Here is a 12,616-nt window from a genome sequence, read left to right on the forward strand (position 1 = left end):
GGTCAGTCACCGGAGTACCGCTGTTCCTGCCAGGGGTTGCCGCGGGCGTGGTAGCCGTTGCGCTCCCAGAAGCCCGGCTCGTCGTGGTCGAGGAGTTCCAGGCCCGCGACCCACTTGACGCTCTTCCAGAAGTACAGGTGCGGCACCACCAGCCGTGCCGGGCCGCCGTGCTCGGGGGCGAGCGGGCGGCCGTCGTACTCCCAGACGATCCAGGCGCGCCCGCCGGTGAGGTCGGCGAGCGGGAGGTTCGCCGTGTAGCCGGTGCGGGAGCGGGCCACGGCGTGGGTGGCGGAGGGCAGCGGGCCCGCCGCGTCGAGGAAGGCGTCCAGCGACACGCCCCCGAACCGCACCCCGAACTTCGACCAGCCGGTCACGCAGTGGATGTCGCCCTCGTACGCGGAGGCGGGCAGCCGGTGCGCCTCCTGCCAGCTCCACACGCGCGGCGTGGCCACCAGGCCGCCGACGCGGAAGGACCAGTCGGCGGGGGAGAGGTCGGGGGTGACCTCGGCGGAGAGCACGGGCCAGTCGTCGCCCGCGTCGTACTGGCCGGGCGGCAGGCCCTCGCGGGCGGCGCGGGGGCGCCCGGTGAAGCCTCGGGTGATGTTCATGCGGTGGTGCCCAGGGGTGTCGTCGATGTGTACGCCGTCAACGGTACGTGCCCGCGGTCAGCGCTCGTCGCCGGGTGGCCGCTGCGGCCACGCGTTGTACCGCTCCAGGTACGCGGCGAAGCGCAGCAGGTCCTCCTCCGGCCAGTCGGCGAGCCGCTCCCGGAACGCCGCCCGGCGGCTGACCGTGACCTGCGCCAGGATGCTCCGTCCGGCCTCCGTCAGGTCCAGCACCTGCACCCGGGCGTCGTCCGGGTCGGGCCGCCGCTCGACCAGCCCGGCCCGCTCCAGCCCGGCGACCTGGCGGCTGACGGTGGACTTGTCCAGCGCGTAGTGGGCGGCCAGGTCGGTGGCCCGGCAGCCGCCCCGCTCCTCCAGGTGCCCGAGCAGCGTGTACGACACCAGCGACAGCTCGGGGTGCATGCGGCCCGCCGAGGCGCGGGCGCGGCGGGCGAAGACCGTCATCTCGCGCTGGATCGTCTCCACGGCCGTCTCCTCGGACCGGGACCGGTCGGCTGCTGTCACGGGACCTCCCTCGGGTTCTGGTTGTATAGTACAACTTGAAGAGGTAGTTGTAATTACCAACCATAACGGCCTCGCCCATCACGCCGATCCCCGGAGGCTTTCGGACCATGAGGTCCCAGACCGCTCTGCGTCATGTGCTCACGCACCTGATCACCCCCCTGCTGATGTGTCTCGGTATGGGACTCGCCTACATGGGGGCGTTCGTCACCCCCGAGCCCCACCATGTGCCGGTCGCCGTCGTCGGCTCCGGCCCCGGGTCCGAGGCGCTCGCCCGGTCGGTCCAGGACCGGGCCGGTACCGCCCTCGACGTCCGCACCGTGCCCACCCGGGCGGCGGCGGCCGGCCTGCTGAAGTCCCGGGACATCACCGGCGCCTACGTCCCCGGCGGGCGGGCGCCGGAGGTCATGGTGGCCACGGCCGGCTCCGACATGGGCGCGATGGCGGTGGAGAAGGTGTTCACGCCGCTCGCCGAGCGGCAGGGCGTCCCGCTGAAGGTGACCGACGTGGCCGCCCCGGTCGGCGACGACCCCACTGGCCAGGGCCTGTTCTTCCTGCTGGTCGCCGTCAGCATCGGCTCCTACGCCTCGGTGGCCGCGCTCGGCGCCGCGGGCGCCGCCCTGCCGATGCGCGTCCGGGCCCTGCTGACGCTCGGCGTCTCGGCCGTCGTCGGCGGCATCGGCGCGCTGCTCGCCGGGCCGGTGTTCCACCTCGCGCACCACTCGCTGGGCGCGCTGTTCGGCATGGCCTGGCTGTACTCGGCGGGCATCCTGTTCCTCGGCGTCGGGCTGCACACCTTCCTCAAGCGGTGGACCACGCTCGCCATGATGGTGCTGTTCGTGATGCTCAACTTCACCACCTCCGGCGGCCTGTACCGCCCCGAACTGCAGAACGGCTTCTTCGGCTCCCTGCACGCCTTCTGGAACGGCGCCGGGTTCGTGGAGGGCCTGCGCGCCCTGCTCTACTTCGACGGCGACGGACTGGCCGGGAACGTCTGGACGCTGGCGGGCTGGCTGGTGCTCGGCCTGATCGCCGTCGCGGTCGCCGCCGTCCGCGAGCGCGCCGCCGCCCCCGCGCCCACCCCCGGGACCGGACACCGTACGCGGCCCGCCGGGGAGGCCGGGACCGACGCCGGGGCGGCGGCCCGGGAGGAGGCCGCGGAGGCCGAGGAGGAGGCCGAGGAGGCCGTCGGGGTCTGACCGGCTGGGGTAGGGTGACCGACGGCCGTGGATCGTCCCGGCCGTCGGATGCGAGGAGGTGGGTCCCATCACCGCTGTGTCGGTCCGGGCGCTCTCTTCGCACGGCACGCGGATCGCCCGCCACGGGTGACCGCGAGAGCGCCCTTCGGTTCCCGGAAGGCTCTCCCGCATGTCCTCACCCTCCGCCGCTTCTCCCGGTTCCCCCGCTTCTCCCGGTTCCCCCGCCTCCTCGCCCGAGGCGCTGGCCGCCGCGCTGCGCGCCGCCGGCTGTGTCTTCGCCGAGGAGGAGGCGGAACTGATCCTCGCCACCGCCCGCACCCCCGCCGAGGCCACCGCGCTGGTGGACCGCCGGGCCACCGGCCTGCCCCTCGAAGTCGTCCTCGGCTGGGCCGGGTTCCGGGGCCTGCGGATCGCCGTCGAACCCGGCGTCTTCGTCCCCCGCCGCCGCACCGAGTTCCTCGTGGAGCAGGCCCTCGCCCAGGTGCCCGGCGCGGCCGTCGTCGTCGACCTGTGCTGCGGCTCCGGCGCCGTGGGCGCCGCGCTGGCCGCCGCGCTCGGCCGGCCCGAGGTGCACGCCGCCGACCTCGACCCGGCCGCCGTGCGCTGCGCCCGCCGCAACCTCGCCCCCGCCGGCGGCCGGGTGTACGCCGGTGACCTGTACGCCGCCCTCCCCGACGGGCTGCGCGGCCGGGTCGACGTCCTCGCGGCCAACGTGCCCTACGTCCCCACCGGCGAGGTCGCCCTGCTGCCGCCCGAGGCCCGCGACCACGAGCCGGTCCTCGCCCTCGACGGCGGGGCCGACGGCCTGGACGTGCTCCGCCGGGTCGCCGCCGACGCGGCGGGCTGGCTCGCCCCCGGCGGCTGCCTGCTCTCCGAGACCGGCGAACGCCAGGCCCCCGCGGCCCTGGACGCCTTCGCCCGGGGGGGCCTCGAACCCAGGCTCGCGGTCTCGGAGGAACTCTCCGCGCACGTGGTGATCGGCGTACGGCGGTGAGTCAGGACGGCAAGGTGGCGCGGGCGATCAGCAGGGCCACGTCGTCGGCGTTCCCCGGTTCGTGCAGGGCGCGCAGCAGCAGGTCGCAGACCTCCTGAAGGGGCCGGTCCGGTCCCTTCAGGAGGTTCAGCAGCATGTCCAGCCGTTCGTCCAGGGGCTGCCGGCGGGTCTCCACCAGCCCGTCGGTGTAGAGCACCAGCCGGTCGCCGGGGTCCAGGTCCACGGTCGTGGTCGCGAAGGGCACCCCGCCCACCCCGAGCGGCACCCCGGTCGGCAGATCCAGCAGCTCCGGCGCCCGCCCCGGCCGCACCCGGACCGGCGGCAGGTGCCCGGCGTTGGCGATCCGGCACTGCCGCAGATGCGGGTCGTGGACGGCGTACACGCAGGTCGCGATGGACCGTTCGAGGCCGGCGGTGGTGCGGTCGAGGTGCTCCAGGAGCAGCGCCGGGTCCAGGTCCAGGGCGGCCAGGGTGTTCGTCGCGGTGCGCAGTTGGCCCATGGACGCCGCCGCGGTGACGCCGCTGCCCATGACGTCACCGACGACCAGCGCGGTCTTGCCGCCCTCCAGCGGGATCACGTCGAACCAGTCGCCGCCGACCTCGCTGGTGGCCTCGGCCGGCTGGTAGCGGGAGGCCACCTCCAGGCCGCCGGTCACCGACGGCACGCTCGGCAGCAGACTGCGCTGCAGGGTGAGCGCGCTGTCCCGGGCGTGCCGGTACCAGCGGGCGTTGTCGATCTGCACCGCCGCCCGCGCGGCCAGCTCCCGGGCCAGCAGCACGTCGTCCTCGCCGAACGGCTGCGGATTGCGGGTCCGTTTCAGGTCCAGCGCGCCCAGCACCTCGCCCCGCGCGATCAGCGGCACCGCCAGGTACGAGTGCACCCCGGCCCGGCGCAGCAGCCCGGCGGCCTCGGCGGAGCGGGCGATCCGGGGCAGGTCCCGTTCCCGTACGTGCCGCAGCAGCACCGGCCGCCCGGTGCGCACGCACTCGGTGACCAGCCGTTCGGGCCCGTAACCGGCGACCTGTCCGGGCGGGTCGGCGGCCCGCAGCGCCTCGGGCACCTCGTCGGCCCGCACGGCCAGGGCCCGGATCACCGCTGCCTCGGCCGGGCCCAGGGTGCTGCGGCGGCCCTGGACCACCGCCTCCAGCAGGTCCACGGCGGCCACGTCGGCGAGTTCCGGCACCGCCACGTCGGCCAGCTCCCGCGCGGTGCGGTCCAGTTCCAGGGTGGTGCCGATGCGCGCGGAGGCGTCGGCGACGACCGCCAGCCTCCGCCGCGCGGCCTCGGCCGCCACGCCCGCGCGGTACTGCTCGGTGATGTCCGCCACCGACAGGGCCACGCCCAGCACCGTGCCGATGGCGTCCTCCAGCCGGTACAGCGACACCGACCAGGCGTGCTCCTCCGGTTCCAGCGGCGTCCGCCCGACCGCGGGCAGGTCGACGACCGGCCGGCCGCTCTCCAGCACCCGGCGCGCCGCGGCCTCGACGTCGGCGGAACCGGACCCGGGCAGCACCTCGCGGACGGTCCGCCCGAGGTGGTCCGCGGCCCGGCGGCCGACGATCCGCTCCAGTGCCGGGTTGACCGACACGTACCGCAGCTCGGTGTCCAGCACCGCCAGACCGGTCGGCGACTGCTCGATCACCCGCGCGGACAGCGCCACGTCCCGCTCCAGTCGGCGCACGGTCGAGTGGTCGGCGGCGAGGCCGAGGGCGTACACCGCGCCCCGGTCGTCCAGCAGCCGCATGTTGCGGAACTCCACCAGCCGGGTCCCCCCGCCCTTGACCCGGACGGGGAAGGCCCCCGCCCAGCTCCGCCCGTTCTCCATCACGTCGGCGAACAACCCGGCGACCTGGTCGAAGTGCCGCTCGTGCACCATCAGCCGGGCGGCGTACCGGCCCAGCGCCTCCTGCGCGCGGTAGCCGAACAGCTCCTCGGCCTGCGGGCTCCACAGCACGATCCGGCCCTTGGCGTCGAGCACCACCGAGGCCACGCCGAGCACGTCCAGCAGCCCCGTCGGCCGCACCGGCACCCGGGGCGGCCCGTCGTCCCGGGGCCCACCGGACGCCGACCCGGCTGCACTCATCCCACGCCCGCCTTCGACCGTTCCACGCGGCACCCTTCCCCGGCGCCGGCCACTTCCGTCCTCCCGCGTTCCACCGCGCGGAGGGCCGTTCCACCGGGGCCGCCGCCGTCTCCTTCCACCATCTCCGCATCTCGGCTCCCACGCCCCCCGACACCCGAGATTGGTCTGTACATGACTGCCGGAAACCGCGACACTGTGCGCCGAGCGCGTCCCGCCCGTCCCGTCCCGGCCGCCCCCACCGAGGAGCACCCCCATGCCCCCGCACACCTCCGTCCGGCAACGTTGTCACGCCCTCTTCACCGGCGTCCTCGCCCTCGCGGCGCTCGCCCTGGCCGCCGCGCCGCCCGCCTCCGCCGCCCCGGCGGCCGACGTGTGGACCGAGGCGGGCTCGGACCGGGCCGACCCGCTGACCGAGAGCCAGGGGCTGGCGTCCGTGGAGGTCCCGGCCGGCAGCCCCAACCGGTACACCGGCATCGGCACCGTCCCGCTCGGCCTCTCGGTGCGGGGCTGGAACCACGTCGGCGACCCCGACGCCTCCTACGACGGCCACTACGTCGAGCCGTACCAGCGCGACGACGGGGCCGCGAAGCTGTACCGGGTGCAGGCGCCGGACGGGACCTGGGCGGAGTACACGCATGCGCTCGGCCCCGGCGAGGCGCGGAACAACTCCTGGGTCGCGATCTCCCCGGACGGGCAGTGGATGCTGTCCGGCGAGTGGGGGACCATGGACCGGCTGCTGGTCCTGCCGACCCCGGGCGTCAACCCCGCCACCTCGCCCTCGGCGAACCTGCCGCAGGCCGCCACCGTGCGCCTGGACCGCCCGGTGCGCGACGTCCAGGGCTGCGACTTCGTCACCGCCACCCGGCTGCTGTGCTCCTCCGACGACCCCGAGGGCACCCTCTTCGGCCTCACCAAGCCCCTCCTCCAGATCGACCTGCCGGCCGCGCCGGACGGCACGGCCGACGTCACCGGCCGGGTCACGGCCCTGCGCCAACTGCCGCTGCGCAGCGCCTGCTCCGGCGCCTTCGAGGCGGAGGGCGTCGACTACGACCGGCGTACCGGCACCCTGCGCGTCATCGTCGTCTCCCCGGGCTTCTGCGTGCTGACCGACAGCAGGACGTACCGCCTCACCCGGAGCTGAGCCCGGTAGTGCTCCGCCCCGAGCGGTGTTTTTCTGGGAGAGGGGGACGCGGTGCCGCGGAGCGTCCGCGGTGCCGCAGCGCGGCCCGAGAGGAGCGATCACATGGACGCCGAGCGACCGCAGCCGGAATCCGTCTCGGTGGAACTGAGCGGATGCAGCAAGGAAGACGCCCGGACCGTCTTCGACGCCCTGTGCGCCTGCTACTCGTCCGACCGGTGCGCGGAGGACGTCCCGCGGGAGTGCCACGAGGTCCGCCCCACGGTGTGGCTGGGCACCTACGACGTCACCGGCGACCCGCGCGGCGAGTGCGACCCGGTGCGGCTCGCCGCCTCGGTGGACGCCGACGTACAGGGCGGCTACTGGGCGATCGAGCGGTTCCGCACCACCCTGGACTCCCTGTTCACCGTGCGGGACCTGAGCACGGCCTCCGGGGACCAGGAACGGGAACTGCACGTCCAACTGGAGGCCCGCTGAGCGACGGACCCTCCGGCCCCGCCGGGCCCTCCGTGTGCGACGCCGCTTTATGCAACTAGTTGCAAAAGGTGGCGGGTGTCCTCTACAACAGAGGCACGACACCGCGCACGGAGGGCCCCATGAGCCGCTACCCCCACCTGCTGAGCCCGCTGGACCTGGGCTTCACCACGCTGCCCAACCGGGTCCTGATGGGTTCGATGCACGTCGGCCTGGAGGAGGCCGAGCGCGGCTTCGAGCGCATGGCCGCGTTCTACGCCGCCCGCGCACGCGGGGGAGTGGGCCTGATCGTCACCGGCGGCATCGCCCCCAACGACGAGGGCCGGCCCTACGAGGGCGGCGCCAGGCTCACCACCGAGGCGGAGGCCGAGCGGCACCGGGTCGTCACCGACGCCGTGCACCGCGAGGGCGGCCGGATCGCCCTGCAGATCCTGCACTTCGGCCGGTACGCCTACCACCCGGACCTGGTCGCGCCCAGCCCGCTGCGGGCGCCGATCAGCCCCCACGTGCCCCGCGAGCTGACCGACGCGGAGGTCGAGCGCACGATCGACGACTACGTCCGCGCCGCCCGCCTCGCCCGCGCCGCCGGGTATGACGGCGTGGAGATCATGGGCTCCGAGGGCTACCTCATCAACGAGTTCACCGTCGCGCGCACCAACCACCGCACCGACCGCTGGGGCGGCAGTCACGAGAACCGGACGCGCTTCCCCGTCGAGATCGTCCGCCGGGTGCGCGAGGCGGTCGGCGAGGACTTCATCATCGTCTACCGCCTGTCCATGCTGGACCTGGTGCCCGGCGGCTCCACCCTCGACGAGGTGATCGCCCTCGCCAAGGCCGTCGAGCGGGCCGGCGCCACCATCATCAACACCGGCATCGGCTGGCACGAGGCCCGCGTCCCCACCATCGCCACCTCCGTGCCGCGCGGCGCCTACACCTGGGTCACCCGGCGGCTGATGGGCGAGGTGTCCGTCCCGCTCGTCACCACCAACCGCATCAACACCCCCGAGCTGGCCGAGCAACTGCTCGCCGAGGGCACCGCCGACCTGGTGTCCATGGCCCGCCCGATGCTCGCCGACCCCGACTTCGTGGCCAAGGCCGCGGCCGGCCGGCCCGAGGCCATCAACACCTGCATCGGCTGCAACCAGGCGTGCCTGGACCACACCTTCGGCGGGAAGATCACCTCCTGCCTGGTCAACCCCCGCGCCTGCCACGAGACCGAACTCGTCCTCACTCCCACCCGGCGGCGCAAGCGCGTCGCCGTGGTCGGCGCCGGACCGGCCGGCCTGGCCTGCGCGGTGAGCGCCGCCGAACGCGGCCACGACGTCACCCTCTTCGACGCCGCGAGCCGGATCGGCGGCCAGCTCGACGTGGCCCGCAGGGTCCCCGGCAAGCAGGAGTTCGACGAGACGCTGCGCTACTTCCGCACCCGCCTCGCCGACCTCGGCGTGGACGTCCGCCTGAACACCCCCGTCACCGCCGCCGACCTCGACGGCTACGACGAGACGGTGGTCGCCACCGGCGTCACCCCCCGCGTCCCCGACATCCCCGGCGTCGACCACCCGAGCGTCCTCGGCTACCTCGACGTGCTGCGCGACGGCGCCCCCGTCGGCGACCGCGTCGCGATCCTCGGCGCCGGCGGCATCGGCTTCGACGTCGCCGAGTACCTCACCGACAGCGGCGACAAGGCCCACGAGGACCCGGAGACGTACTTCCGCCACTGGGGCGTCGACCCGGCCTACGGCGCCCCCGGCGGTCTGGCCGCCCCCGAGCGGCCCGCCCCGCCGCGCACCGTCCACCTGCTCCAGCGCAAGCCCACCAAGGTCGGCGCCGGGCTCGGGAAGACCACCGGGTGGATTCACCGCGCCGAGCTGAAGCACCGCGGCGTCACCATGGTCCCGGGCGCCCGCTACGACCGGATCGACGACGCCGGACTGCACTTCACCGTCGACGGGGAGCCCACCGTCCTGGAGGTCGACACCATCGTGCTCTGCACCGGCCAGGAGCCCCGCCGGGATCTGTACGACGCCCTGGTCGCCGCGGGCCGCGGCGCGCACCTGATCGGCGGCGCCGACGTGGCCGCCGAACTCGACGCCAAGCGCGCCGTCCAGCAGGGCACCGAACTGGCGGCGGCGCTGTAGGCCCCGGTGCCGTCCCTAGGATGAGCCCATGTCACTCCCGCACGCGATCCTCACCGCCCTGATGGAGAAGCCGTCGTCGGGCCTGGAGCTGACCCGCCGGTTCGACCGGTCGATCGGCTACTTCTGGTCGGCGACGCACCAGCAGATCTATCGCGAGCTGGGAAAGCTGGAGGCCGAGGGGTTCATCCGGGCCCTGCCCGCCGAGCAGCCGGCCCGCGGGCAGAAGAAGGCGTACGAGGTCCTGCCCGCCGGCCGCGCCGCACTGGCCCGCTGGACCGCCGCCGCGCAGGACCCCAAGCCGATGCGGGACGTGACGCTGCTGCGGTTGCGCGCCGCGGCCGTCGTCGGCACCGCCGGCCTCGAAGCGGACCTCCGCCGCCATCTTGAGCTGCACGAGCGGCAGTTGGCCGAGTACCGGGAGATCGAACGCCGGGACTTCCCGCCCGGGAAGGACGGTCCCGAGGACCGGCTGCGGCACCTCGTGCTGCGCGCCGGCATCGACCTGGAGACCTTCTGGACCCAGTGGCTGCGCCACGTCCTGACCGACTTCCCCGAACTGCCCGGCCCCGGACCGGAACCTGAGCCCCGGTTCGGAACCTGAGCCCCGGACCGGAACCTGAGCCCCGGATCAGATCCTGAGCCCCGGATCAGAAGCGGTACGGCTTGGAGCGGCGGCGCAGGAACCAGGCGGCTCCGATGACGCCCGCCCCGACCAGGGCGCCGCCCGCCACCAGCGTGACCGTGCCGTAGTCCCGCACCGCCCCGCCGACGCCGCCCATGACGCCCCGGGACGGCGCGGCCGTCGCGCTCGGCCGGGCCGTCGCGGACGGTACGGCCGCGCGGGAGACGATGACGGTCTGGGTGCCCGCGGTGCTGTTGTTGGAGCACACGACGATGACCGTGTACGTACCCGGGCTGATGTTCGACCAGGCGGCCGATTGATTGGCGGCGGTCCCCGACAGGGCCACCTGGCGGCCCTGCGCGAAGTTGGCCTGGCCGCTGCCCAGCAGCGAGGCGGTGCCCCAACTGCCGTTGATCTGCGAGCAGGCGCTCGTGGTGACGGACACCGTGGACCCGGAGGTGCTCACGGAGATCCCGGTCCCGGCGGCGGCCTGCCCGGCGGCCAGGACGAGGGGCAGCGCGGAAGCTGCCACGACCGGGCCGGAGCGGAGAAGCGGCTGATGGATGCGCATGTCGACTGCCCCTTCGGCGACACGGTCGGCGGTACATCCCTTGCGCCGCCGGATCGGGGGACGCCCGTGCTGCCTCACGGGCAGCCAACCGGCCCCGGCCCCGTCCCGCATGCGGAGCGCAGCCGCCCAGGTGACGCGCCGCCCCGGCCGCGCCGCCTCAGCCCTCGCCCGTCGTGACCGTCCGTTCCGCCGAGAAGCCGCCCCAGGTGCCGTCGGGCAGCTTGGCCCGCAGCCTCACCCGGTGGGTGACGCCGGCCTCCTGGCCCGCGTAGAAGCTGTACTCCGCCCTGCCGCGCGGCGCGTCGCCGCCGTAGACCAGGGAGGTGGCCGGGCGCCCGTCCAACTGGATCTGGTACTCGGTCACCACCCCGTCGGTACGCGGCGGGACCCAGCTCAGGTCGATGTGGTACGCCCCGTCGGCCCGGTGGGTGCCCGCGCGCAGCCCGGTCGGGGCGGTGGACCGCCCGTCGTCGCTGCCCGGCGTGGTGATCCGGACGGCGGCCCCGGCCGGCGAGACATTGCCGGCCGCGTCCCGGGCCCGGACCGTGAAGGTGTACCGGGTGCCGGGCCGCAGCCCCGTCACCACGGCCGCCGTCTGGTTGCCGCCCACACTGTGGATCTTCGTGCCGCCCTGCTGTATGTCGTACGACACCACGCCCCGGTCGTCCTTCGCCGCCGACCAGGAGAGCTGCACCGCCCGTCCGCCGGCCGCCCGGCCCCGCAGGCCGGCCGGCCGGGTGGGGGCGGTGCCGTCGGCCGCCGCGGCCGCGGGCGTCCTCGCCCGGACCGGACGGCTGTGCGGCCCCAGCCGTCCCTCGCCGTCCCGGGCCCGCACGGTGAAGACGTACGTGGTCGACGGGCGCAGCCGGGTGACGTCGACCATGCGCTCGGAACCGGGCACGTCCTTCACCTTCTCGCGCCCCCGGTAGACCTCGTACGTCTCGGCGCTCGCGATCGCGTTCCACATCACGTGCACGCTGTGCGCGCTGCCCGCCTCGGCGGTGACCCCGGTCGGCGCCCCGGGCAGCGGCCCGTCCCCGGCGTCGTCGGCCGCGCCCCGGCCGCACGAGGCGACCAGCGCGGCGGCGGCACAGAACAGGGCGCAGCGGCGCAGGGCGGCGGCGACGGATGCACCTGGCACGGAGGGCCTCCCCGGACGGCTCACGGCGGCAATGGTCCGGACCAATATGCGTCACTGACGCGATCACATCAAGGGGTGGTGATTGGTGGGCGCCCGGCGGGGTTACGTATGCTGACTCGTCCGACGGTCAAGTCCCCGGGTCGCTGGGGGAGTTCGGCCGGTGGCGCGGGCCGCTGTCGTCGCTGTTCCCGCGCCGGCGCGGGCGGCCGGAGCCGCGAGGCTCGGGTCGCCCGCCCCTCGCGGGGCGGGCCCTTGGGCCGTCCGGCCCCTCCCGGGATGCGGGCGCGGGCGATGCGGCAACAGATGAGGCGCAGTGCCCGTCCGTTCCCCGCCGACGTCCCCAGGAGAGATCCATGGTGCGTGTCCAGTCGCTGACGCTCGTCGCGGCCAGCGCGGCCCTGCTCGCCCCCACGACGCTTCCGGCCGCCCCGCCGCCGACCCAGCCCCGGACCCCGGCGCACGCCCCGCCGCCCGCCCGCGCGCAGCCCCGGCCCGTGGTCCGTGCCCCGGTCGCCGACGAGAGACCGGTCCGCGCCGCCGACCTGCTGGCCGCGGTGCGCGACTGCCGGCCGGTCTCCCGCGGCCGGTTCCGCACCGACGCCGGGGCGCCCGCCGACGTCCCGGTCTGCGGGACCTCCGGGGCGGTGTTCTGGACGGCGGACCTGGACATCGACTGCGACGGCCGGGCCGGCGCCCGCTGCAACGGCCGTACCGACCCGCACTTCACCGCCGCCACGGCCTACCCGGGGTCCGACGGCCGCCCGCTGGACGCCGAAAGCCTGCCGTACATCGTCGTACCCGCGCCCGACGGCCGCTGGGACCACCGGGCGCACGGCGTCCGCGGGGGCTCGGCCGCCGCCGTGGTGTACCGGGACCGGGTGCGGTACGCGGTCGTCGGGGACGTCGGGCCGCGCGGCGTCATCGGCGAGGGCTCGTACGCCCTGGCGGCCTCCCTCGGCATCCCGGCCGACCCGCGCGGCGGCGGGGTGCCCTCCGGGGTGACGTACATCGTCTTCGAGAACAGCCGCGTCGAGCCCATCGAGGACCGACGGGCCGCGTCCCGCACGGGCGAGCGACTGGCCCGCCGCCTGATCGGGGGGAACTGAGCACGGGCCGGCCGCCGGGCGCG

Annotated in this window: 12 protein-coding genes; 7 read left to right on the forward strand and 5 right to left on the reverse strand. The window is 75.1% G+C overall.

Annotation, left to right across the window (positions count from 1 at the left end):
- Positions 1 to 2: 2 nt before the first annotated feature.
- Both ACFY32_RS15775 and ACFY32_RS15780 read right to left on the reverse strand, forming a co-directional pair.
- On the reverse strand, positions 3 to 608 hold the full coding sequence (locus ACFY32_RS15775) for a sulfite oxidase-like oxidoreductase (protein WP_359199313.1): 606 nt from the start codon (positions 606 to 608) through the stop codon (positions 3 to 5).
- 57 nt (positions 609 to 665) lie between these two features.
- Positions 666 to 1,070, reverse strand: a complete 405-nt coding sequence (locus tag ACFY32_RS15780) for a MarR family winged helix-turn-helix transcriptional regulator (RefSeq protein WP_359199405.1) — start codon at positions 1,068 to 1,070, stop codon at positions 666 to 668.
- Between the two features lie 167 nt (positions 1,071 to 1,237).
- On the opposite strand from ACFY32_RS15780, the gene ACFY32_RS15785 reads away from it, so the two are divergent.
- Positions 1,238 to 2,326 carry a hypothetical protein gene (locus ACFY32_RS15785; RefSeq protein ID WP_390674466.1) on the forward strand — a complete coding sequence of 363 codons (1,089 nt, stop codon included), beginning with the start codon at positions 1,238 to 1,240 and terminating at the stop codon, positions 2,324 to 2,326.
- A 169-nt stretch (positions 2,327 to 2,495) separates the two neighbouring features.
- Positions 2,496 to 3,320: a putative protein N(5)-glutamine methyltransferase gene (locus tag ACFY32_RS15790; RefSeq protein WP_359199307.1), complete on the forward strand. Its 825-nt coding sequence runs from the start codon at positions 2,496 to 2,498 to the stop codon at positions 3,318 to 3,320.
- A gap of 1 nt (position 3,321) precedes the next feature.
- On the opposite strand, the gene ACFY32_RS15795 is transcribed toward ACFY32_RS15790, so the two are convergent.
- Positions 3,322 to 5,403, reverse strand: a complete 2,082-nt coding sequence (locus tag ACFY32_RS15795) for a SpoIIE family protein phosphatase (RefSeq protein ID WP_390674467.1) — start codon at positions 5,401 to 5,403, stop codon at positions 3,322 to 3,324.
- 253 nt (positions 5,404 to 5,656) lie between these two features.
- On the opposite strand from ACFY32_RS15795, the gene ACFY32_RS15800 reads away from it, so the two are divergent.
- The 4 genes from ACFY32_RS15800 to ACFY32_RS15815 all read left to right on the forward strand — a co-directional run bounded on the left by ACFY32_RS15800 (position 5,657) and on the right by ACFY32_RS15815 (position 9,754).
- Positions 5,657 to 6,544, forward strand: a complete 888-nt coding sequence (locus tag ACFY32_RS15800; RefSeq protein ID WP_390674468.1) for a hypothetical protein — start codon at positions 5,657 to 5,659, stop codon at positions 6,542 to 6,544.
- Positions 6,545 to 6,646: 102 nt separating this feature from the next.
- Entirely contained in the window at positions 6,647 to 7,018 is a 372-nt protein-coding gene (locus ACFY32_RS15805; RefSeq protein WP_359199299.1) for a hypothetical protein, read from the forward strand.
- 119 nt (positions 7,019 to 7,137) lie between these two features.
- Positions 7,138 to 9,153, forward strand: a complete 2,016-nt coding sequence (locus ACFY32_RS15810; protein WP_359199296.1) for an NADPH-dependent 2,4-dienoyl-CoA reductase — start codon at positions 7,138 to 7,140, stop codon at positions 9,151 to 9,153.
- A gap of 28 nt (positions 9,154 to 9,181) precedes the next feature.
- Positions 9,182 to 9,754 (forward strand): PadR family transcriptional regulator, encoded by a 573-nt coding sequence (locus ACFY32_RS15815; protein WP_359199293.1) that lies wholly within the window; start codon positions 9,182 to 9,184, stop codon positions 9,752 to 9,754.
- Positions 9,755 to 9,800: 46 nt separating this feature from the next.
- On the opposite strand, the gene ACFY32_RS15820 is transcribed toward ACFY32_RS15815, so the two are convergent.
- Positions 9,801 to 10,346: a hypothetical protein gene (locus tag ACFY32_RS15820; protein ID WP_359199290.1), complete on the reverse strand. Its 546-nt coding sequence runs from the start codon at positions 10,344 to 10,346 to the stop codon at positions 9,801 to 9,803.
- Positions 10,347 to 10,503: 157 nt separating this feature from the next.
- A complete protein-coding gene (locus tag ACFY32_RS15825; RefSeq protein WP_390674469.1) occupies positions 10,504 to 11,487 on the reverse strand; it encodes a fibronectin type III domain-containing protein in 984 nt (327 codons plus the stop codon).
- A 356-nt stretch (positions 11,488 to 11,843) separates the two neighbouring features.
- Between ACFY32_RS15825 and ACFY32_RS15830 the strand changes: the two genes are divergently transcribed.
- Complete coding sequence (locus ACFY32_RS15830; RefSeq protein ID WP_359199399.1) at positions 11,844 to 12,593, forward strand: glycoside hydrolase family 75 protein; 750 nt, start codon at positions 11,844 to 11,846, stop codon at positions 12,591 to 12,593.
- Positions 12,594 to 12,616: the final 23 nt, after the last annotated feature.

The sequence above is a fragment of the Streptomyces sp. NPDC000134 genome (assembly GCF_042899225.1).
Lineage (GTDB): Bacteria > Actinomycetota > Actinomycetes > Streptomycetales > Streptomycetaceae > Streptomyces.

Bases quoted from the DNA above. Each gene is read 5' to 3' on its own strand.
- ACFY32_RS15775 (WP_359199313.1), bottom strand. From the start codon at position 608: ATGAACATCACCCGAGGCTTCACCGGGCGCCCCCGCGCCGCCCGCGAG.
- ACFY32_RS15780 (WP_359199405.1), bottom strand. From the start codon at position 1,070: ATGACGGTCTTCGCCCGCCGCGCCCGCGCCTCGGCGGGCCGCATGCAC.
- ACFY32_RS15785 (WP_390674466.1), top strand. From the start codon at position 1,238: ATGAGGTCCCAGACCGCTCTGCGTCATGTGCTCACGCACCTGATCACC.
- ACFY32_RS15790 (WP_359199307.1), top strand. From the start codon at position 2,496: ATGTCCTCACCCTCCGCCGCTTCTCCCGGTTCCCCCGCTTCTCCCGGT.
- ACFY32_RS15795 (WP_390674467.1), bottom strand. From the start codon at position 5,403: ATGAGTGCAGCCGGGTCGGCGTCCGGTGGGCCCCGGGACGACGGGCCG.
- ACFY32_RS15800 (WP_390674468.1), top strand. From the start codon at position 5,657: ATGCCCCCGCACACCTCCGTCCGGCAACGTTGTCACGCCCTCTTCACC.
- ACFY32_RS15805 (WP_359199299.1), top strand. From the start codon at position 6,647: ATGGACGCCGAGCGACCGCAGCCGGAATCCGTCTCGGTGGAACTGAGC.
- ACFY32_RS15810 (WP_359199296.1), top strand. From the start codon at position 7,138: ATGAGCCGCTACCCCCACCTGCTGAGCCCGCTGGACCTGGGCTTCACC.
- ACFY32_RS15815 (WP_359199293.1), top strand. From the start codon at position 9,182: ATGTCACTCCCGCACGCGATCCTCACCGCCCTGATGGAGAAGCCGTCG.
- ACFY32_RS15820 (WP_359199290.1), bottom strand. From the start codon at position 10,346: ATGCGCATCCATCAGCCGCTTCTCCGCTCCGGCCCGGTCGTGGCAGCT.